The sequence below is a fragment of the Methylobacterium sp. P3_A11 genome (genome assembly GCF_056403155.1).
Genome location: NZ_JBFUGA010000082.1, coordinates 1 through 20,932, shown reverse-complemented (window position 1 = coordinate 20,932; position 20,932 = coordinate 1). Strand labels below are relative to the sequence as shown.

At 69.5% G+C, this 20,932-nt stretch carries 20 protein-coding genes and 1 pseudogene; 7 read left to right on the top strand and 14 right to left on the bottom strand.

Annotated elements, in window-relative coordinates:
* Window position 1 precedes the first annotated feature (1 nt).
* Window positions 2-463: a hypothetical protein gene (locus tag AC1DXK_RS22200; protein ID WP_457107229.1), complete on the bottom strand. Its 462-nt coding sequence runs from the start codon at window positions 461-463 to the stop codon at window positions 2-4.
* A gap of 704 nt (window positions 464-1,167) precedes the next feature.
* Window positions 1,168-2,166 carry an extensin-like domain-containing protein gene (locus AC1DXK_RS22195; RefSeq protein ID WP_457107230.1) on the bottom strand — a complete coding sequence of 333 codons (999 nt, stop codon included), beginning with the start codon at window positions 2,164-2,166 and terminating at the stop codon, window positions 1,168-1,170.
* 110 nt (window positions 2,167-2,276) lie between these two features.
* Here AC1DXK_RS22195 and AC1DXK_RS22190 point away from each other — a divergent pair, with 110 nt between their 5' ends.
* Window positions 2,277-3,509, top strand: coding sequence for an amidase (locus AC1DXK_RS22190; protein ID WP_477299085.1), 1,233 nt, complete (start codon window positions 2,277-2,279; stop codon window positions 3,507-3,509).
* Between the two features lie 178 nt (window positions 3,510-3,687).
* Here AC1DXK_RS22190 and AC1DXK_RS22185 read toward each other — a convergent pair whose 3' ends face one another.
* Both AC1DXK_RS22185 and AC1DXK_RS22180 read right to left on the bottom strand, forming a co-directional pair.
* Entirely contained in the window at window positions 3,688-4,833 is a 1,146-nt protein-coding gene (locus tag AC1DXK_RS22185) for an AI-2E family transporter (protein WP_457107232.1), read from the bottom strand.
* A gap of 251 nt (window positions 4,834-5,084) precedes the next feature.
* The gene (locus tag AC1DXK_RS22180) at window positions 5,085-5,552 is read right to left on the bottom strand and encodes a molybdenum cofactor biosynthesis protein MoaE (protein WP_457107233.1); all 468 of its coding nucleotides are present in this window, start codon (window positions 5,550-5,552) and stop codon (window positions 5,085-5,087) included.
* A 167-nt stretch (window positions 5,553-5,719) separates the two neighbouring features.
* On the opposite strand from AC1DXK_RS22180, the gene AC1DXK_RS22175 reads away from it, so the two are divergent.
* Window positions 5,720-6,739 carry a DapH/DapD/GlmU-related protein gene (locus tag AC1DXK_RS22175; protein ID WP_457107234.1) on the top strand — a complete coding sequence of 340 codons (1,020 nt, stop codon included), beginning with the start codon at window positions 5,720-5,722 and terminating at the stop codon, window positions 6,737-6,739.
* Between the two features lie 157 nt (window positions 6,740-6,896).
* Here AC1DXK_RS22175 and AC1DXK_RS22170 read toward each other — a convergent pair whose 3' ends face one another.
* The 10 genes from AC1DXK_RS22170 to AC1DXK_RS22125 all read right to left on the bottom strand — a co-directional run bounded on the left by AC1DXK_RS22170 (window position 6,897) and on the right by AC1DXK_RS22125 (window position 16,203).
* Window positions 6,897-7,625, bottom strand: coding sequence for an amino acid ABC transporter ATP-binding protein (locus AC1DXK_RS22170; protein WP_457107265.1), 729 nt, complete (start codon window positions 7,623-7,625; stop codon window positions 6,897-6,899).
* A 152-nt stretch (window positions 7,626-7,777) separates the two neighbouring features.
* Window positions 7,778-8,470: an amino acid ABC transporter permease gene (locus AC1DXK_RS22165; protein WP_457107235.1), complete on the bottom strand. Its 693-nt coding sequence runs from the start codon at window positions 8,468-8,470 to the stop codon at window positions 7,778-7,780.
* A gap of 57 nt (window positions 8,471-8,527) precedes the next feature.
* On the bottom strand, window positions 8,528-9,250 hold the full coding sequence (locus tag AC1DXK_RS22160) for an amino acid ABC transporter permease (RefSeq protein WP_457107236.1): 723 nt from the start codon (window positions 9,248-9,250) through the stop codon (window positions 8,528-8,530).
* Window positions 9,251-9,329: 79 nt separating this feature from the next.
* Window positions 9,330-10,253, bottom strand: coding sequence for an amino acid ABC transporter substrate-binding protein (locus tag AC1DXK_RS22155; RefSeq protein WP_457107237.1), 924 nt, complete (start codon window positions 10,251-10,253; stop codon window positions 9,330-9,332).
* Window positions 10,254-10,644: 391 nt separating this feature from the next.
* Window positions 10,645-11,766, bottom strand: a complete 1,122-nt coding sequence (locus tag AC1DXK_RS22150) for a branched-chain amino acid ABC transporter substrate-binding protein (protein WP_457107238.1) — start codon at window positions 11,764-11,766, stop codon at window positions 10,645-10,647.
* 49 nt (window positions 11,767-11,815) lie between these two features.
* Window positions 11,816-12,184, bottom strand: a complete 369-nt coding sequence (locus tag AC1DXK_RS22145) for a DUF6867 family protein (protein ID WP_457107266.1) — start codon at window positions 12,182-12,184, stop codon at window positions 11,816-11,818.
* 5 nt (window positions 12,185-12,189) lie between these two features.
* Entirely contained in the window at window positions 12,190-12,987 is a 798-nt protein-coding gene (locus AC1DXK_RS22140) for an ABC transporter ATP-binding protein (protein ID WP_457107239.1), read from the bottom strand.
* On the bottom strand, window positions 12,984-13,892 hold the full coding sequence (locus AC1DXK_RS22135) for an ABC transporter ATP-binding protein (RefSeq protein ID WP_457107240.1): 909 nt from the start codon (window positions 13,890-13,892) through the stop codon (window positions 12,984-12,986). The genes AC1DXK_RS22140 and AC1DXK_RS22135 overlap by 4 nt, the downstream gene beginning before the upstream one ends.
* A complete protein-coding gene (gene livM / locus AC1DXK_RS22130; RefSeq protein WP_457107241.1) occupies window positions 13,892-15,286 on the bottom strand; it encodes a high-affinity branched-chain amino acid ABC transporter permease LivM in 1,395 nt (464 codons plus the stop codon). The genes AC1DXK_RS22135 and livM overlap by 1 nt, the downstream gene beginning before the upstream one ends.
* The gene (locus AC1DXK_RS22125) at window positions 15,286-16,203 is read right to left on the bottom strand and encodes a branched-chain amino acid ABC transporter permease (RefSeq protein ID WP_020094234.1); all 918 of its coding nucleotides are present in this window, start codon (window positions 16,201-16,203) and stop codon (window positions 15,286-15,288) included. The genes livM and AC1DXK_RS22125 overlap by 1 nt, the downstream gene beginning before the upstream one ends.
* A 241-nt stretch (window positions 16,204-16,444) precedes the next feature.
* Between AC1DXK_RS22125 and AC1DXK_RS22120 the strand changes: the two genes are divergently transcribed.
* The 5 genes and pseudogenes from AC1DXK_RS22120 to AC1DXK_RS22100 all read left to right on the top strand — a co-directional run.
* Window positions 16,445-17,725, top strand: a complete 1,281-nt coding sequence (locus AC1DXK_RS22120; protein ID WP_457107242.1) for a dicarboxylate/amino acid:cation symporter — start codon at window positions 16,445-16,447, stop codon at window positions 17,723-17,725.
* 31 nt (window positions 17,726-17,756) lie between these two features.
* Entirely contained in the window at window positions 17,757-18,665 is a 909-nt protein-coding gene (locus AC1DXK_RS22115) for an amino acid ABC transporter substrate-binding protein (protein ID WP_457107243.1), read from the top strand.
* A 94-nt stretch (window positions 18,666-18,759) separates the two neighbouring features.
* Window positions 18,760-19,434 (top strand): DUF1007 family protein, encoded by a 675-nt coding sequence (locus AC1DXK_RS22110; protein ID WP_457107244.1) that lies wholly within the window; start codon window positions 18,760-18,762, stop codon window positions 19,432-19,434.
* Complete coding sequence (locus AC1DXK_RS22105) at window positions 19,425-20,417, top strand: nickel/cobalt transporter (RefSeq protein WP_457107245.1); 993 nt, start codon at window positions 19,425-19,427, stop codon at window positions 20,415-20,417. Before AC1DXK_RS22110 ends, AC1DXK_RS22105 begins: the two co-directional genes overlap by 10 nt.
* Before the next feature lie 60 nt (window positions 20,418-20,477).
* A pseudogene (locus AC1DXK_RS22100) lies at window positions 20,478-20,932 on the top strand (hypothetical protein); the annotation flags it as partial.

Sequence of the window (20,932 nt, the reverse complement as noted above, 5' to 3'; positions counted from 1 at the left end):
CTCAGGGACGCGCCATCCGGCAGGCGGTGGCGTACGCGTAGGCGAGTTCGCGGTCGAGCCCATGGACGCAGAACTCGACGCCCCAGGTCGCCCCGATAATGCCCAGACTCTCTCGGACCGAGTAGTCGACCTTTCGGCGGACGCCGTCCGAAGTGGTCACGGTCGCGGAGCAGAACCGGCGCGGGTAGGTGTCCAACCCCCAGGGCCGCCAGGCCGTGCGCTCGATCGTGTCGAAGGACAGGATCGTCATCGACGAGTTCCAGAACTTCGCCTCCTTCTCGGCGAAGTTGGTCGAAACCCGCTCCAGCACCGAGGGGTCCTGGCAGGCGGGGATCTGCGCGTCGAACGGGAAGATCCGCTCCTCGGCGGGCTCGATGTCCTCGCGGGCGGAGCGCGCGAGCGCCGGCTGGGCCAGGGAGAGAAGGGCCAGCCCGAGGGCGAGGCCGTGACGGATCGGGCGCATGGCGCGTGCCTCGACGGATGTGCGGTCCTGCATCATGGAACGATGCCGCCGCCGTGCCGCCAGTCAAGCTCCAACGATCTGGCCGCCACGCTTTGGCAGCTTGTGCGGCGCGGCCGCTACAGTCGGCGGCCTGATCTCGGAAACGGAGGGACCCCGTTCGTCGCCGTCTTTCGATCGCCAACCGGCCGGTTGAGGGCGGCACCCCTCCACGGAGACACAAAGCCCAGGCGCCGCATTCAAGCGTGCAGGCCCGTCAGGCATCGCATGCCGCGATCTCCAGGTCGCGACCGCGATCGAGGCCCCGGACGAACGCGACGCCATCCTGCACGGCTCGACAGACCAGCGCGTCGTTCCCGCTCGCGACGATTCGTCTTTCGGCACCGACCCCGACCGATCAGCGGGTGCCCGGCGGCCAATTCGCGCTTGCCAGGGATGGCATCGGGCAGATTGTCGGCTGCGGCCCTGTCGGCCTGGGGGACGTCGCTTCCGAGATCAACGCGGTCTTCCTCGGCGCCAGGGCGCCGGAGAACGCTGCGCACGCTCCGTACCGCCCAAGCGGCGGCTCGCCGCGACCATGACGGCCTCGGGTCGAGCGGTTCCGAATCGCCGCTCGTGACCCATTCGTGAACGGGGCGCTCGCCCTGCTCCTTGAGACTGAAGCGAGACGACCGATCGGCGCGCTTCGAACAGGTCGAGCCCCACTCTCAGTAGATCGGCCCCGCGCTCGGCGGCGCGCCGAGCTGCAGCGGCTCATCGTAATCCGGCGCGGGCTCCTCCGGGGCGGCGGTCGCGATCCGCGGCGCGGGCCGGACCGGAGACGCGGAAGTGTAGGCCGAAGCCGCGGCCGGGCGGTCGAGCGGGCGTGCCGGCGCCCGGGCGACTTGAGTCGCGCCCCCGGCCTTCGACATCGGCGCCACGCCGTAGGGATCGTCCTCCTCCACATCCGCCGGGGCCTGCGGGTCGGCAGGCTGGCGCTGCGGCGGAACCGGACGGCTCAGCGGACGCTCCACCCCGGTGCCGAGCTGCGGCGTGAACTTGATGAACGGCTTGCAGATCCGCCGCAGACCGCGCGGGTCGTGCCGGGCGAGGTCGACGTGGATGTGGTCGTAGTGGAAGACGTTCGAGCCGGGTGCCAGCACGGTGCTGAAGCGCTGGCAGGCGCCGAGGAAGATCTCCCGCAGGAAGCCCTGCTCGGCCTCCGTGCCGCGCCAGCCGCCCTTCACGGTAATGACGTGGCCGTCGGCGAGCTTGATCGACATCACGTCGATCGCATTGCCGAACCCGTGCTCGGAGAGCTTGGCGCCGGGCTGATTGTTGCGGCCGCGGCAGGAATACGAGCCGGCGTTGATCTCGGCCACCGGCACGCCGAAATAGAGGTTGGCGGCCGGCTGGATCGTGTCGGCGAGCCACGCCTCGGCCTCGGCCAGCGCCGGACAGCCCAACGTCATTCGCTGCTTCATCAGGACCGTGCCGCCGGCCAGCCGCGTCACCCGGAAGGGCTGCTGCATGCCGCAGGGTCCTGGGCCGTCCATCGCCGCGATGGGCGTGATGAACTCCGAGGGCTCCACGAGCTTCTTGGCCAGGCAGACCTGCTCCGCCTGATCGCGCCACGGCTCGCGCCGCTCGAAATGATTGATCGAGCACGCGGTGAGCCCTGCGCCGAACAGCGCCAGGGCCGAAAACAGGGATACGCCACGCCACATGCCCGGACGATGCGCACTTTCGCGTAAAGCGTTCGTCAACGGCGTTTCGGGAATGCCGCGGCCTGTGGCGTCTCAGTTGACAGCGCAGCGGACCGCAGACTGAATGCATTATGCTTTCACTTCTCGACCTCCGCGCCCGCATCGTCGCCGGCACCCTGACGCCCGCGGGCGCGATCGATCTCTGCCGCGCGGCCATCGCCGCGCGGGAACCCGAGCTGCACGCCCTCGTGACGCTCGACCCGGCCCCGGCGATCCCGGATTCCGGGCCGCTCGCGGGGATCGCAGTCGGCGTCAAGGATATCATCGACAGCACCGGCCTCCCGACCCAGATGGGCTCGTCGATCTATGCGGGCTGGATGCCACGGGGTGACGCCGCCGTGGTCGCCCGCCTGAAGAGTCTCGGCGCCGTGGCCCTGGCCAAGACCACCACGACGGCCTTCGCGAGCAGCGATCCGACCGGCACGGTCAATCCGCACGATCCCGGCCACACCCCGGGGGGCTCCTCGGCGGGCTCCGCCGCCGCCGTGGGTGCCGGGATGCTGCCCCTGGCGCTCGGAACGCAAACGGCGGGATCGGTGATCCGGCCGGCCAGCTACTGCGGTTGCGCGGCGGTGAAGCCGTCGTTCCGGCTGATCCCCACCGTCGGGGTGAAGACCTATTCCTGGGCGCTCGATACGGTCGGGCTGTTCGCTGCCGGCGTGGCAGACGTCGCCCACGCCCTGGCGCTGGTCACCGGACGCCCGGAGATCGACCGGGCCGAGGCGGGCTCGGCGCCGCGGATCGCTCTGGTCCGTCAGGATTTCGCGGAGGCGCCCGAGCCGGATGCCGAGTCCGCCCTGGTGCGCGCCCGGCAGGCGGCAGAGCGGGCCGGGGCGCGGGTGCACGACCTCGCCCTGCCGCCGGAGCTGGCACAGGCCTGGGAGCGTCACCGCATCATCCAGAACTACGAGGGACGCTTGGCGCTCGCCTGGGAATACGACACCCAAGCCGACGCCCTGCCGCCGCGGGTCCGCGAACACCTCGATGCCGGGGCCGCCTACGGTCCGGCCRAATACGACGACGCCCGCCGCCACGGCCACCGCGCCCGCCGGGTGCTCAAGGACCTGTTCGCGGATTACGACGCGATCCTGACCTTTTCGGCCCCGGGATCCGCCCCCGCGACGCTCGCCTCGACGGGCGACCCGCGCTTCAACCAGCTCTGGACGCTGATGGGCGTGCCTTGCGTGAACGTGCCGGTCCCGGGCCAACGCCTGCCGGTGGGCGTGCAGGTGATCGGCCGGTTCGGCGACGACGGCCGGGCTCTGGCCGTCGCCCGGATGATCGAAGACGCCCTGCGCGGCTGAGACCCGAGAGGGGCTGCACGCGCCGCCGCGTGCGACGCGGCGGCCGCAGGCGCGCCCCGTCCGTCAGCACGAGGCTCTTCGAGGGCGATGGCCCGTGTCGCGTGAAGCGGCCGGGTCAGCCCTAAGGTCGTCCGAACAAATGCCGGGCAGCGCGTGCCTCTGTATCACGCGTCCGGGCTCAGCTGTTCGCCGACTCGTGGAGCGTGTCTTCCACGTAGAGCTGCTCCAGCAGAACCTTGATCACCGCCATGAGCGGCAGGGCCAGCGCGATCCCCCAGAGCCCGAAGATGACGCCGAGGATCAGCTGTCCGGCGAAAATCGTCGCCGGGGGGATGTCCAGGGCGCGCTTCTGGATGAACGGCGTCAGGCCGTAGCTCTCCAGGCACTGGACCGCGAGATACACGCCGATCGCGCCGATCACCGCCTTCGCGCCGGAGGCCAGCGCGGCGAGGATGATGACGAGCCCCGCGACCAGCGGCCCGACCGTGGGCACGAAGGCGAGCAGCCCCGCCTGGAGTCCCAGGATCAGAGCGCCGCCGAGCCCGAGGAAGGCGAGGCCCGCCCAGGTGCACAGGAAGATCACCGCCATGATGATCAGCTGGCCGAACAGCCAGTGCCGCAGGGTTTCACCCGCCCCGTCGAGGACGTGGGCGGCGCGCCAGCGCTTCGCCGGCGGCACGAACCGCAAGACCCCGTCCCGGTAGGCCTTCGGGTCGGCCGCGAAGGCGAGACCCAGGAAGGCGATCACCAGAACGTTGCCGAGGGCGTCGAACAGACCGAGGATCACCGCTGCGGCCGGGCCGAGGACGCTCCCGGCATCCGACACGAAGGACCCGCCGCCCTTCAGCAGACCGGAGGCGAGGCCGCCGAGGCCGCCCTCTTTCTGACCCGAATCGGTGGACCCGTCCTTGCCGCCCCCCTTCGGCGCGAGGCTCGGCACGTCGATGCCCCGTTCGGAGAGCCAGCCCGACACCGTGCCGGCTTGGTCCTTGATGGTCGTTCCGAGGTCGCGGCCCTGCTGGACGATGGTGGCGCCGCCGTAAGTCCCGAAGCTGATCACCGCCGTCGCGACGGCGAGGCTGACGACGGCCAGCCGCAGCGCCCGCGGCAGCGGCAGCACACGACCGAGCCCGCGCGTCAGGCCGTCGAGGAACACGCCGAGGAGCACACCGGCGAAGATCAGGAGAAGCGTGCCCACCGACAGCCAGGCGAGCGCCAGCGCCGCCACGAAGCACACCACGGCGATGCCGGAGGCGGCGAGCGGGGCCGCGCCGCGCCACGGCCCAACCGGGCCGTCCAAGTCCCGAAGGCTGCTATCCGACATCACTGCTCCTGCACCGCGGGCTCACGAACGCCGCGGGGCGGTCGAGGTCAAGTGCGGGCCGTGGGTTCCGTCGAGCGCCGGCCGATCCAGGGGAGCCCGCCTGGACAGCTGCAGCGACGCGGCGGTTCGTTCCCTCGGCCTGGGCCGGGCCTTCGATACCGGCGAGGCGTTCAGCAGCGCGGTCCTGCCGGGATCTCCTGCGTCGGCGCCTTCGCCGCCTTGCGGCTCGATGCGCCGAGCGACTGAGGCGGTCAGGACCAGCGCCCGGCCGCGGCGTCGTCTCGGGCCGTTGCTTCGACCCAGCCGCCGGTGGTGCCGTCGGCGAGGTGCTCGCGCTTCCAGAACGGCGCCCGGGTCTTCAGGTAATCCATCAGGAAATCCGCACCCTCGAACGCCGCCGCCCGGTGGCTCGCGGCCGTGACGACCAGCACGATGCCGTCGCCCGGGCGCACCAGCCCGTGCCGGTGGATCACCCGCAGGGCCTGGAGGGGCCAGCGCGCCATCGCGGCCTCGGCGACCCGCAGGATCTCGGCCTCGGCCATCCCGGGATAGTGTTCCAGTTCGAGGGCCGCCAAGCGCCCGTCCTCGTCGCGGCACAGGCCCGTGAAGGTGACGACGGCGCCGGCCCGGCCGCCGAGTTCGGCGCTCATCCGGGCGATCTCGGCCGCGGTGTCGAAGGGATCGGCCTGGATGGCGATGCTCGGAACGGGGGCGTTCATGACCGATCCATAAGAGTCCGCGATCGTGCCGGCCAGTGCCGTGCCTGTCACACCCGCTCCCGGCTCTATATGACACGATCCGTCGCGCCCTGCCGGCCCGGCGCGCGGTTCGCGACCGCCCGGCTCACCCTGCGTGCTCCGGACGGCCGCTGGAGAAGGATATCCGCGTGACCCCCGAACTGATTTTGGCCCATGAAGGCGTCCTGCCGGATTTCGCGAGCCGTCCCGTCTGGTGCGGACGCGGCAGCACGGTGATCGGGGCCGCCCGCATCGGCGCGCAGGCCTGGATCGGCGACGAGGCGGTGATCCGCGCGGACGGGCAGCGCGTCACCCTCGGCGACCGTTTCTGGCTCGGCCACCGCTCGACGGTGCACATCGCCACCCTGACGCACGGCACGCAGGTCGGCGACCGCGTCACGGTCGGGCGCAACAGCGTCGTGCATGCCTGCACGGTCGGCTCCGACGTGGTGATCGAGGACGACGTGGTGATCCTCGACGGGGCCGAGATCGGCGACGGCGCGGTGATCGAGGCGGGATCGACCGTGTTCCCCCGGGCTAACCTGCCCGGCGGCTACGCCTATGCCGGCAGCCCGGCCCGGCCGAGCCGCCCGATCACGCCCGACGAGGTCGCCGAGCGTGCGGAGCGGCTGCGCGAGCGAATGGGCGACGGCCCCGCCGTCCCGCCCGGGGAAGCGCCGGAGGTGGAGGCCAGCGTGTTCGTGGCCCGCACGGCACGGCTGCGCGGCCGGGTGAGCCTTGGCGCCGGGTCCAGCGTGCTGTTCTGCTGCGAACTCAACGCCGAAGCCGGGCCGATCGTGGTCGGCGCGGACGCGAACATCCAGGACAACACCGTCATCCGCACCCGGGGCGAGGGTGTCGTGATCGGACGGGACACGACCATCGCCCACAACGTCCGGATCGCCGATTGCCGGATCGGCGCGCGTTCCCTGATCGGCATCGGCGCCGCGATCGCGTCCGGCACGCTGATTGCCGACGACGTCATGCTGGCGGCCGGTGCCACCACCGATCCCGGCCAGATCCTGGAGGCCGGTTATCTCTGGGGCGGACGCCCCGCCCGGATCCTGGCGCCCCTCGACGCCGAGAAGCGGGCCATGATGATCCGCATCGTCGAGGGCTACTGCCAGCATGGCCGGGAGTACCGCGCCGCGCAGGAGGCGCTGGGTTAGCGCTCGTCCGACCGACCGCACCCGACAGCGGCCTCATCGGGGGGAGCGCGCAGTGCGGGCCTCGGCAGCACGGGATGCGGGCACGATCCGGTTCTCCCGCCTCGCGCGTCCCGCCCTCGAGCCATTGGGGTCGAGGGCGTTCCGGGCGACGCCCGGCTCAATGCTGCAGGATCTTCGACAGGAAGGTCTGCGCGCGCTCGGACCGGGGGCTTCCGAARAAGTCCTCCTTCCTGGCATCCTCGACGATCTCGCCGCGATCCATGAAGATCACCCGGTCGGCGACCTTGCGGGCGAAGCCCATCTCGTGGGTCACGACCATCATGGTCATGCCCTCCTTGGCGAGTTCGACCATCACGTCGAGCACCTCACCGACCATCTCGGGGTCGAGCGCCGAGGTCGGCTCGTCGAACAGCATCACCACCGGGTTCATGGCCAGAGCCCGCGCGATCGCCACGCGCTGCTGCTGGCCGCCCGAGAGCTGGCCCGGGAACTTGTCGGCATGGGCGCTGAGCCCCACCCGGGCCAGCAGATCGAGGCCGCGCTTCTTGGCGTCCTCGGCGCTGCGGCCCAGAACCTTGCGCTGGGCGATGGTGAGGTTCTCCGTGATCGACAGGTGCGGGAACAGTTCGAAATGCTGGAACACCATGCCGACCCGGGAGCGGAGCTTGGGCAGGTTGGTCGCCTTGTCGGCGACCTTGGTGCCGGCCACCGTGATCTGGCCCTTCTGGAACGGCTCCAGGGCGTTGACGCACTTGATCAGGGTCGACTTGCCCGAGCCCGAGGGACCGCAGACCACAACGACCTCGCCCTTGGCGACCTTGGTGGTGCAGTTCGTCAGGACCTGGAAATCGCCGTACCATTTGTTGATGTTGTCGATGGCGATCATCGTCTCGCCGGGCGCCACGACCGGCGTGCCGCCGATCAGGCTGCCCGGCTGCAGGCCGGCATCCTTCGGGGCGTGGGTCGCGTCGGCGGCGGGTTCTGCGGCGGTCGGGGCCGGCATCGGGGACGAGGTCATGATGCGGTCTCCAAGGTCGGTCAGCGGATGATGGCCACGCGGCGCTGCAGGCGGCGCACCAGGAACGAGGCCGAGAAGCAGATCAGAAAATAGACTATGGCGGCGAAGACATACATCTCGACGAGCCGGCCGTCGCGCTGGGCCACCTTGGAGGCGGCGCCCATGAAGTCGGTCAGCGAGAGGACGTAGACCAGGGAGGTGTCCTGGAACAGCACGATGGTCTGCGTCAGGAGGAGCGGCAGCATGTTGCGGAAGGCCTGCGGCAGGACGACGTTGCCCATGGTCTGCCAGTAGTTCATGCCGAGCGCCTGCGCGGCGGCCGTCTGGCCCTTCGGGATCGACTGGATGCCGGCCCGCATGATCTCCGAGAAATACGCGGCCTCGAAGGCCATGAAGGTGATCAGCGCCGAGGGGAAGGCACCGACCTGGATCGGCGTCGTGGATCCGGTCACGTAGGCGCCGATATATGGCACCAGGAAGTAGAACCAGAAGATCACCAGCACCAGGGGCAGCGAGCGGCACAGCTCGACGTAGCCCTTGGCGAGATGGGTGACCCCTGCGATGCCCGACAGCCGCGCCATCGCCAGCAGGGTGCCGATGACGACACCGCCCGCGGCCGCCATAGCGGTGAGCGTCACGGTGAAGACCATGCCCTGACCGAACAGGTAGGGCAGGGACGAGACGATGACGGAGAAGTCGAAATTCGAGAGCATCGGGGCCTGTTCGCGGTGGCCGTCGGGCGGCGTCGGAGGATCGGGCGCGTGCGGCCCTCAGCGTTGGCCGGGGATGGCGACCGCCTTCTCCAGGAAGGTCGCCGCCGTGACGACCACGAGGTTGATGATCACGTAGAGGATCGTGGCGGCCGTGAAGGCCTCGAACACCTGGAAGGAGAATTCCTGCATCGAGCGGGCTCGGGCGGTGAGTTCCAGGAGGCCGATGGTGAGCGCCACGGACGTGTTCTTCAGGTTGTTGAGGAATTCCGAGGTCATCGGCGGCAGGATGATCCGGTATGCGTTCGGCAGCAGGACGTAGCGATAGGTCTGGTAGGTGGTGAAGCCCATGGCGGTGCCGGCCATGCGCTGCCCGCGCGGCAACGACTGGATGCCCGCGCGGACCTGTTCGGCGACACGCGAGGCGGTGAAGAAGCCGAGGCACACCACCGCCGTGTAGAACGGCGCGTCGGGCATCTGCTTGATCGCGTCGCCGATCCGGGTCGGGACCAGTTCGGGCAGCACGAAGTACCAGAGGAACATCTGCACCAGCAGCGGCACGTTGCGGAACACCTCCACGTAGGCCGTGCCGATCGCGTTGGCGGACTTCGACGGCAGGGTGCGCAGCACGCCGACCAGGGAGCCCAGGAAGAAGGCGATCACCCAGGAGCAGAGCGCGGTCGTGATCGTCCACATGAGCCCGGAGAGCAGCATGTCGAGATACGTGCCGTTGCCCTCCGGCGAGGCGTCGAAGAAGATCCGCCAGTTCCAGTTGTAGTTCATCGTGCCGCTTCTACCGTGACCCTATAGAGACGCACCGCGGGCCGGCGCCCGCGGTGCGCATGATCGCGTGGACCGGGTCTCAGTAGGCCGCCGGATCGGGGCTCGAGATCGGCGTGGTGAACTGCTTCTTCATCTCCGCGCTCATCGGCAGGTTCAGGTTGATATTGCGCGGCGGGATCGGCTTGGTGAACCACTTGTCGTAGAGCGCCTTGCCGTCGGGGCTGGTGTAGAGCTTGGCGGTGGCGTCGTCCGCGACCTTTTTGAACTCCGTGTCGTCCTTGCGGAGCATGATGCCGTAGGGCTCAGGCTTCGACAGGGCCTCGGTGGAGATCTCGTAGGCCGAGGGGTCCTTCGAGGAGGCGGCCAGCGAGGCGAGCAGCACGTCGTCCATCACGAAGGCGGCGGCGCGGCCGGTCTCGACCATCAGGAACGCCTCGGCGTGGTCCTTGGCGGGCAGGATCGTCAGGCCGAGCTTGCGCTCCGTGTTGGCCTCGTTGATCTGCTTGATGTTCGTGGTGCCCGAGGTCGACACGACGGTCTTGCCTTTCAGGTCCTCGATCGTGTGCAGGTTGGCCGACTTCTTGGAGACGTAGCGCGTGGCGGTCAGGAAGTGCGAGTTGGTGAACCACACCTGCTTCTCGCGCTCGGCGTTGTTGGTCGTCGAGCCGCATTCCAGGTCGATCGTCCCATTCGCCATCAGCGGGATGCGCGTGGCGGAGGTGACCGGGTTGAGCTTCACCTCGAGGTTCGGGAGGTTGAGCTTGGCTTTCACGGCGTCTGCGATCTTGTAGCAGATGTCCATGGCGTAGCCGACCGGCTTCTGGTCTCCGCCGAGATACGAGAACGGCACGGAGGCGTCGCGGTAGCCGATGACGATGGCTCCGGAGTCCTTCACCTTCTTGAGGGTGCCGGTCAGCTCCTCGGCCCGGAGGCTCAGGGGCGCGAGGGCAAGGCTCAGGCCCAGCGCCGCGGCAAGGCCGCGGCGAGCGATATCAGACTGCATCGGTACGGAACTCCTGGATCGGGCCGAACGGTATCGGCTGGCGGCTGGGCTCATGAGCCCGGCCGCACGGGCGACGCCTTTGCAATGATGGTGCCGGGAGACGGGTCGCGACGGCGCTCGGACTTGCGCCCGAGTACGGATGGATCGCGGCCGAGGCCGTGCGGACGCCCGCAGATGCGATCACTGCCGTCCCCATGGCCTCCTCCCAGGCGCCGAGCCGGCCTGTCGCTCGCGCCAGCGGCATCATGCACACTTCCTAGGCGCACGCACCCGGGGTGGAGCACGGATCCGGCATCAAGGCTGACGAATTCACGGCATAGGAAACGCAGACGCCGCCCTGCATTGCCCGCAGGACGGCGTCGACCCGGTATCGGCGCGGTATCGCCGACGCTTACTTCGTCAGCTCGTTGCCGCTGTAGTCGATCTTGCCGTCGGCGCCCTTCTTCCACTCGTACATGACGTAGTCGGGCCGGGTGATATCGCCCTTCTTGTCGTAGGCGATCGGGCCGACCACGGTGTCTACCGGCTTGCCCTGGTGCAGCCACTCCGCGAGCTTCTTGCCGTCGCTGGAGCCGGTCTCGGCCATCGCCTTCGCCAGGACCTGCACGGCCGCGTAGGAATAGAGCGTGTAGCCCTCGGGATCGATGTTCTTGGCCTTGAAGGCGGCGAGCGCGGCCTTGGCGTTCGGGTTCTTGCGGGCGTCCGGCGGGAAGGTGGTCAGCGTGCCCTCGGCGGCGGGACCTGCGATCGCCACGAGTTCGCGGTCGACCATGCCGTCGCCGCCCATCATTGGCGCCTTGAGGCCCTGGTCACGCATCTGACGCAGGATCAGCCCGGCCTCGGTGTAGTAGCCACCGAAATAGACCACGTCGACATTGGCAGACTTCAGCTTGGAGACGAGGGCCGAGTAGTCCTTCTCGCCCGGGTTGATGCCTTCGAACATCGCGTCCTTGCCACCCTTGGCCTTGAGGGCCTTCAGGGTCTCGTCGGCCAGGCCCTTGCCGTAGGGCGTCTTGTCGTGGACGAAGGCGATCTTCTTGCCCTTGAAGTGATCGGCGAGGTAGGTGCCGGCCACCGCGCCCTGCTGGTCGTCGCGGCCGCAGGTGCGGAACGTGTTCCACATGCCGCGCTCGGTGAACTTCACGTTCGTGGAGGCGGGCGTGACTTGGATGATGCCGGCATCGAGATAGACGTCGGACGCCGGGATCGACACGCCGGAATTGTAGTCGCCGACGACCATCTTGACGCCGTCGCTGGCGAACTTGTTGGCCAACGAGACGCCCTGCTTCGGGTCGGAGGCGTCGTCGCCCACCGTGACCGTCAGTGTCGTGCCCTTCAGGGTGCCGGCCTTGTTGAGGTCCTCCACCGCCTGGCTCGCGCCGTTCTTCAGCTGCGTGCCGATGGCGGCGCTGTTGCCGGTGATCGGTGCGGCGACGCCGAGCTTGACCTCGGCAGCCTGCGCGGCCGCCACCATCGCGCCGAGGGCGAGCCCAGCCAGCAGAATCGATCTCATCGCGTACTTCCCCTTAGTGTCAGGACCGCACGTGCGGATCCGGCCGCACTCATCGGACCTCGCCCGCTTCGGGCGCCCGCTCGCGCCACGTCAGCGGTGAGGTCTTCTCGTAGAGCCAGCGATACTGGCTCGTCATCTGGCGCGTCCGCGTGTAGCGGAAACCCGCCGCGCCGATGATCATGACCACGATCGCGTCCACCGCATAGTAGTGCAGCGACAGCAGCGTGCCCGAAAACAGGGCGTAATGGATGAAGCGCACGGCCGCCGCGACGAGCAGCAGCGCCAGCGCGCATTGCCAGAACGGCCGCCAGCCCCGTGCGATGCCCCGGGCCGCCATCCAGCCGGCCCAGCCGCCCATCACGACGGTGACGAGCAGGAACAGCCAGGCCGACGGCTCTTCGTAGAGGATCCCTTGCAGCATGCTCATGCGCCCACCGGGCCGGAATGGCCCCCTTCCAGATAGGCGGCCTTCACGTTCGGATCGTCGAGGAGCGCGCGCCCGGTGCCGCTCATGGTCACGCGACCGTTGACCAGCACGTAGCCGCGATGGGCGAGCTTCAGGGCGTGGTAGGCGTTCTGCTCCACGAGGAAGATCGTCATCCCCTCGGTCTTGTTCAGTTCCCGGATCGCATCGAAGATCCCCTTCACCACCAGCGGCGCGAGGCCGAGCGACGGCTCGTCCAGGAGCAACAGGCGCGGGCGGCTCATCAGCGCCCGGGCGATGGCCAGCATCTGCTGCTCGCCCCCCGACATGGTGCCGGCGCGCTGGTTCAGGCGCTCCTTCACCCGCGGGAACAGGGTGCAGACCTTCTCCAGATCCTCGGTGAAGAAGCGTCCGTCGTGGAGCGCCGCGCCCATCTGGAGATTCTCGTAGACGCTCATGCGCGGGAAGACCCGGCGCCCCTCCGGCGACTGGGCGATGCCGAGCCGGGCGATGGCATGGGTCGGCATCCGGGTGATGTCGCGCCCGTCGTAAGTGATCGTCCCCGAGCGCGCCTGGGGGCTGCCGAAGATCGTCATCATCAGGGTCGACTTGCCGGCGCCGTTGGCGCCGATCAGCGTGACGATCTCGCCCTCGGCGACGTCGAGGTCGACGCCGCGCAGGGCGGCGACGCTGCCGTAATAGGTCGAGACGTCGCGCACCGCGAGGAGCGGCGGCTTGCGGCCCGCCTGGATCGCCCGGGTCTCCTCGACCAGCACGTTGATGCCGGCGACGCTCATGCCCTGGATCCCGCGGAGGCTTCGGCATGCGGCACGGTGATCCCGACCTCGGCTTCCACCGCCTCGACCTCCTCGTCCTCGACGCCGAGATAGGCGGCGATCACCTTCGGGTCGGCCCGCACCTCGGCGGGAGAGCCGTCGGCGATCTTCACGCCGTAATCCAGCACGACCACGTGGTCGGAGATCTCCATCACAACCGACATGTCGTGCTCGATCAGCAGCACCGAGGTGTCGTGCTCGTCGCGGATGTGGCGCAGGAGCCCGTTCAGCTCGGCCGATTCCCGGGGGTTGAGGCCGGCGGCCGGCTCGTCGAGGCAGAGCAGGACCGGGTCCGTGCACATCGCCCGGGCGATCTCCAGGCGCCGCTGCGCGCCGTAGGGCAGCGCGCCGGCCGGGTCGTCGGCCCGCGCCATCAGGTCGATGCGCGTCAGCCACGCCTTGGCGCGCTCGATCGCGGCCTCCTGCGCATCCCGGTAGGTCTTGAGGCCGAGCAGCCCCAGGACCGTGTAGCCGGAGGCGCGCATCAGCGGCGCGTGCTGGGCGACCAAGAGGTTCTCCAGCACCGTCATGCCCTGGAACAGGCGGATGTTCTGGAAGGTGCGGGCCACCCGGGCGGTGCGGTTGACCTTGTGGTTCGGCAGCCGCTCCAGCAGGTGCGTGGTGCCGTCGGCATGGGCGAGCCGCAGCATGCCCTCGGTGGGTTTGTAGAAGCCGGTGATGCAGTTGAACACGGTGGTCTTGCCGGCTCCGTTCGGGCCGATCAGGGCGGTGATGTCGCCGCGCCGGGCCTCGAAGGACAGGTCGGACACGGCGGTCAGCCCGCCGAACCGCATGGTCAGGTGCTCGACCGCGAGCACCGGCAGAGCATGAGCCGGAGCGGTCCGGGTGTCGGGATGCGCCGGCATCAGCCGTGACCCTCGCTGACATGGGCGCCCGAGACGGCGCGGCGCTCGCCCAGGGACACCGAGGGCAGGCGGACCGAGATCAGTCCGCGGGGCCGCCAGACCATCATGGCCACCATGGCGAGCCCGAACAGGAGCAGGCGGTACTCGCTGGGGTCGAAGCCCTCGCCGAACACCGCCTTCAGGAACCCGAGGTTGCGAAGCATCTCCGGGCCGCCGACCATCGCCACTGCGGCGATGGCGACGCCGACCTGGCTGCCCATACCGCCGAGCACGACGATCGCCAGGATGATGGCGCTCTCGAGGAAGTTGAAGCTCTCCGGGCTGATGAAGCCCTGGCGCACGGCGAAGAACGAGCCGGCGATCCCGCCGAAGGCCGCCCCGAGGGCGAAGGCCGTGAGCTTCGTCGCCGTCGTGTCGATGCCGAGCGAGCGGCAGGCGATCTCGTCCTCGCGCAGGGCCTCCCAGGCACGCCCGATCGGCAGGCGGCGCAGGCGCAGGGTGACGAAGTTAGTGACGAGCGCCAGTCCGAGGATGAGATAGTAGAGGAACACGAGTCGGTGCATCGAATCGTACGGGATGCCGAACCGCGCCGCGAACCCGTCCTCGCCCGCCGTGAACGGGATTCCGAAGAAGGTCGCTCGCGGGATCGACGAGATGCCGGCCCCGCCCCCGGTCACGTCGGTCCAGTTGATCAGGACGAGACGGATGATCTCGCCGAAGGCCAGGGTGACGATGGCGAGATAGTCGCCGCGCAGGCGCAGCACCGGGAAGCCGAGGATCATCCCCCACAGTCCGGCGAACAGGCCGGCGAGCGGCAGGCAGATCCAGAACGACAGGCCGAACGTGGTCGACAGCAGGGCGTAGGAATAGGCGCCGACCGCGTAGAAGGCGACGTAGCCGAGATCGAGGAGGCCCGCGAGGCCGACCACGATGTTGAGGCCCCAGCCGAGCATCACGTAGGTGAGGATCAGGATGCCGAGGTCGATCCAGTAGCGGGCCGAGGACAGGCCGCCGGTCACCAGGGTCGAGATGATCGGCAGCGTCAGGGCGATGCCGATGAACAGCCAGAGGCCGAGTTTCGAGGTCTTCTGACCGGCATCGGGCTCGCCATGGACCGCCTCCGTGGCCTGGGCCGGGGAGGGGGTCAGCGCCCGCCGCGCGTCCCGCCGCAGCAGCACGAGGCGCTGGACGAGGCGGAGCACGAAGACCGCCGCGCAGAGCGCCGCCACCAGCCCCCAGCGCGGCACAAGCACCAGCTCGCTGCCCGGTCCGGGATCGGTGCGGTAGGCGATGATCGGCACGCACAGGCCGAAGGCGACGAGGGCGTAGAGGGCGGCATCGCGCAGGATGCCGGCCATCGCGGATTCGGGAAGCGCAGCCTGGGAGCGGGCCATCAGACTTTCTCGACCTCGGGCCGGCCCAGGATGCCCGAGGGCATGAAGATCAGGACGATCGCCAGGATCGAGAAGGCGGCGACGTCCTTGTACTCGATGGAGAAGTAGGCGGACCAGAAGGTCTCGATCAGGCCGATGATCAGGCCGCCGAGCACGGCGCCGGGCAGGGACCCGATGCCGCCGAGCACCGCCGCCGTGAAGGCCTTCACGCCGGGCACGAACCCGTCCGAGAAGGACACGACGCCGTAGTACATGAGGTAGAGGACGCCCGCGACGGCCGCCAGCGCGGCGCCCAGGACGAAGGTCAGGGAGATCGTGCGGTCGACGTCGATGCCGAGCAAGGCGGCCATCTTGCGGTCCTGCTCGCAGGCGCGCTGCGCCCGGCCGAAGGGCGTGCGCTGCACGAGGTACCAGAACCCGGTGAGCAGCACGGCGGTCACCGCCATGATCAGCACCTGCTTCCAGGCCAGGAACACCGCGTAGCCGTCCCGCTCGAACAGGGTGATGCCCCCCGAGAGCATCGGAGGGGTCGGCTTGTTGCGCGCGCCCTGCACCACCTGCACGAAGTTCGACAGGAAGATCGACACGCCGATCGCCGAGATCAGCGGCGCGAGGCGGAACGAGCCGCGCAGGGGCCGGTAGGCCACGCGCTCGATCGCCCAGCCCCACAGGGCGGTGAGCACCATGGCGACCACCAGAACCACCAGGAAGGCCAGGGCGATGGAGCTGACCCCGAGCCACACGGTCAGAAGCAGGAAGGTGATCAGCGCGATGAAGCAGGAGACCATGAAGACGTCGCCGTGGGCGAAGTTCACCATGCCGATGATGCCGAACACCATCGTGTAGCCGATGGCGATCAGGCCGTAGATCGAGCCGAGCGTCAGCCCGTTGATCAACTGCTGTACGAAGACGTCCATGAACTCTCGCGCGCGGTTTGCTCGGCCGCCTACGAAGACCGCAGGCAACGCGGCGGCGCAAGTCCCGTACCGCAGCCGTAGCACGGCGGCCACAGGTTTCATCCCCGCCCGAGCGTCGCGTGAAAACAGTCGACCGTACCAGTAACGCACCCTGCCCGGGCTTGCGTGTGGCGTAGTTCCTGCGACACGTTTACGAATTGAGATGCTCGCTCATCCCGGGCGCAGGCGAGGAGCAGTACCGATGGCAGGTTCGCGACTCACGACGATGATCTTCGTCGGCATGCTCCTGGGGATCGCGGTGGGCTACGCCTGCAGCATCACCTGGCCCGATCCGCAGACCGCCAAGGAGATCGCCGGCTACATCGCCCTGGTCTCCGACGTGTTCCTGCGCCTGATCAAGATGATCATCGCGCCACTGGTGTTCTCGACGCTGGTGGTCGGCATCGCGCATCTCGGGGACACCGCCTCGGTCGGGCGGGTCGGCGGCAAGGCACTGCTCTGGTTCGTCGGCGCCTCGTTCTGCTCGCTGATGCTCGGCCTCATCATGGTCAACCTGATGCAGCCCGGCCAGAACCTCAACCTGCCGCTGCCCGATGCCGGCGCCGGGACCGGCCTCAAGGCGGCCTCGCTCTCCCTCAAGGAGTTCGTCACGCACCTCGTGCCGAAGAGCGCGGTCGAGGCGATGGCCAACAACGAGATCCTGCAGATCGTGGTGTTCTCGATCTTCTTCGGCGTCGGCCTCGCCGCCCTCGGCGAGAAGGGCCGCCTCCTGGCTCAGGGCATCGAGGGCCTCGCCGACGTGATGCTCAAGGTGACGGGCTACGTGATGATGTTCGCCCCCGTGGCGGTGTTCGCCGCCATCGCGGCGACGATCACCACGCAGGGCATCGGCGTGCTCGTGACCTACGGCAAGTTCCTCGTGGAGTTCTACATCGGCCTCGGCGTTCTCTGGGCGCTGCTGATGGGCGTCGGCTTCCTGATGCTCGGCGGCGGCGGCATCATGCGGCTGTTCAACCTGATCAAGGAGCCCTTCGTGCTCGCCTTCTCGACCGCGTCGAGCGAGGCCGCCTACCCGAAGATGCTGACGAACCTCGAAAAATTCGGCGTCCCGAACCGCATCACCTCCTTCGTGCTGCCGATGGGCTACTCGTTCAATCTCGACGGCTCGATGATGTACTGCACCTTCGCGGTGATGTTCATCGCGCAGGCCTACAACATCCCGCTGACCTGGGGTCAGCAGCTCACGATGCTGCTGCTGCTGATGGTCACCTCGAAGGGCATGGCCGGGGTGCCGCGCGCCTCGCTGGTTGTTATCTCGGCGACCCTCAGCCACTTCAACATCCCGGAGGCCGGACTGCTGCTGATCATCGGCATCGACCAGTTCCTGGACATGGGCCGGTCGGCCACCAACGTGTTGGGCAACAGCGTCGCCACCGTCGCGGTCGCCAAGTGGGAGGGCCAGCTCACCGCCACCGACCAGCGGCTCGATCACGTCGGGACCGTACCCTCGCCGGCGGAGTAGGGGTGGCGCGGACGCTCGGGGAGGGCGGGTGATGGCGATGCGGTCCGTGACACTTCTGGCGCTGGCGCTGACGGTGGCGTCGCCCGCCGCGGCGGTGGAGGTTCTCACCGGCACCCTCAAGAGCGTCGCCGAGCGCGGCGAGATTGTGCTCGGCTACCGCGAGAGTTCGGTGCCGTTCTCCTTCGTGGAGGGCCAGCAGCCGGACGGCAGCCCCCGGGCGATCGGCTACGCGATCGACCTCTGCGGCGAGATCGCCGACGACATCCAGGCGGCCATCGGGCGACCGGTGAAGATCCGCTACGCGCCGGTGACCGCCGAGACCCGCATCGAGGCGGTGACGTCCGGCAAGATCGACCTCGAATGCGGCTCGACCACCGCCAACGCCGAGCGCCGCAAGCAGGTCGCCTTCTCGCCGGTGGATTACATCAGCGCCACGCAGCTGCTGGTGAAGCGGGGGGCGGGCATCGCCTCCTACCGGGACCTCGGCGGTAAGACCGTGGTTGTCACGGCCGGCACCACCAACGAGAAGGCCGTGCGCGACCTGCTCGTCCGGCTACGGATCGACGCGAAGGTGGTGACCGCCCCCGATCACGCCGCCTCCTACGCGATGGTCAAGGCCGGCCAAGCCGATGCCTTCGCCACCGACGACGTGCTGCTCTACGGGATGATCGCCACGGACGCGCAGGGCGGAGCGAACTACACGGTGCTGCCCGACAAGCTCTCCTACGAGCCCTACGGCATCATGTTCCGCAAGGACGATCCGGAACTCGCCGGGATCGTGACGCAGACCTTCACGCGTCTCGCGGAGTCGCGGGCGCTGCGCTGGACCTACGAGCGCTGGTTCCTCAAGCGCCTGCCCAACGGTGAGCGCCTCGACATCCCGATGTCGAACGATCTGCGGGTGAGCTTCCAGCTGATGGGCCTCGACGGCGGCGAGTGAGCGGCCGCGGCCGGGCAGGGCGCCTCGCTTTTGCCCAACCGGAGGGCGAGGAGAGGGGCCGCAATCCCCTCATGCCGCGAGCGCGCCCCCGCCCATGCTGATCGCCGCGCACTGTCCGAAACCCCTGGCCGCCGCACTGGGCGCCCTCCTGGCCTGCGCCGCCTCGGCCGCCTCGGCCCATCCCCACGTCTGGGTGACGGCCAAGGCACAGCTCGTCTACGAGGGCGGGAAGCTGATCGGCGTCCGGGACACCTGGAGTTTCGATCCCGAATACACCGCCTTCGTCACGCAGGGCCTCGACATCAACAAGGACGGCGCGCTGAGCCCGGACGAACTCGCCGGGCTCGCGGCCGAGAACACCACCAACCTCGCCGAGTTCGGCTACTTCACGAAGTTGAAGATCGGCGGAAAGGAGCAGGCCTTCGCGGAGCCGAAGGAGCCGGCCGCGCACATGGCGGACAAGGCCCTGGTCATGACCTTCCTGTTGCCGCTCAAGACCCCGGTCCAGCAGGGACGCGGCGTCGCCGCGCTCGAGGTCTACGACCCGACCTACTTCGTCGCCTTCTCGTTCGCCGAGGGGGCCGATGCCGCGACCCTCGCCGGTGCGCCGCAGGGCTGCGCCGCCACCGTGACCCGCCCGAAGACCGAGCAGCCGAAAACCGCCGAGACCGGATCCCCGGGCATGACCGAGGCGTTCTTCGAGGCGCTCACCGCCGCCTCCACCTACGGCGTCCAATTCGCCAGCCGGGTCCTGGTCGCATGTCCGTAGGCATCGGGATCGCCGCGCCCGCCGGGACGGGGCGGCTGGGGCTGAGGCTCGGCGTCATGGCCCTCGCCGTCGCGGTTGCGACGCTGGTGGCGGCAGGGATCGCGTGGCTCGTCGCCCCCGGCCTCGCCGCGCCGCCGCCGCGCTCGCCCTTCGGGATCGGCTTCCGGGAGGCCGCTCCGGCCGCCACGGGCATCGGCGGCGTCATCCTCGCGCTGCAGGCGAGCTTCTCGCGCAGCCTCAATGCAGCCGTGGGCGCGCTCCGGGGTGGCGGCAGCTGGAGCCCGCTGGTCGGGCTCGCCTTCGCGTATGGCGTGTTCCACGCCGCAGGGCCGGGCCACGGCAAGGCGGTGATCGCCGGCTACATCCTGGCCGGCGAGCGGGCGCTGCGGCGCGGCTGCATCCTCAGCCTGTGCGCCGCCCTGCTTCAGGCCCTCGTGGCCGGAGCGATCGTCGGGATCGGCAGCCTGATCCTCGACGCCACCGCGGCGAGCATCACCCGGGCCGGGACCCTGATCGAGACCGTGAGCTTCGCCCTCGTGGCGCTGATCGGGCTGGTGCTGACCTGGCGCAAGGCCGGACGCCTCGTCCATCTCCGGGCGGCCTGCGGCCCCGGCTGCAGCCATCTACCCGAACCGCAGGCGATCGAGCGCCTGGAAACCTGGCGCGAGCGGGCGGGGGTGGTGCTGGCCGCGGGCTCGCGTCCCTGTGCCGGCGCGGTTCTGGTGCTGGTCTTCGCGGTCTCGCAGGGGGTGCCTGGGGCGGGCATCCTGGCGGTGCTGGCCATGGCGCTCGGCACGGCGCTCACCACCACGGCCCTGGCCTGCCTGGCGGTTTTCGCCAAGCGGGCGGCCCTGCGTCTTGCAGGCGGCCGCGGACGGGCGGGAGTCCTGGCGGTCGGCGGGCTCGAACTCGTGGCCGCAGCCTTCGTGCTGGTTCTGGGTGCGGCGATGCTCTCGGGCCTCGCGCCGGGTCTCGCTGGCTGAGGGGCCTCGCCATCCGGGCCACGGCATGCGACGCTGCACGCTCGAGACGGGGACGCACCGATGCACGCCGACTTCGAGACCATCCTGAACTGGCGCCTGCTCACCGGATCGCACCCGTTCCCCGGCCCCGACGGCGGAACCTGCATCAACGAGGCGGCGATCGTCGCCGCGGGTTTGCCCTATCGGGCGATCCGCTCCAGCGCGGATTGTCCGCCCTGTTTCTCGCGGCCGGTCGCCGCCTATGCCCTCGGGCTCAACGATGCCATGCCGGACGAGGCGCGGCCGCAGCTGATGGCCTTCGTGCTGCGTCTGTCGGGCAGCGCCGACACGCCGGAGATCGAGGCCGCCCGAACCCGGCGTCTCGCCCTGGAGAGCATCCGGCGGATCCTCGCGCCCCTGTGCCAAATCGCCGGGATGGCGGAGGAGGCGGAGGCCTGTGCCGGAGCGCCGGATCTGACCGCCGCACGTGCCGCGGCGACCGCCGCGGCCTGGCGGGGCGGCGCGCTGTCCCAGGC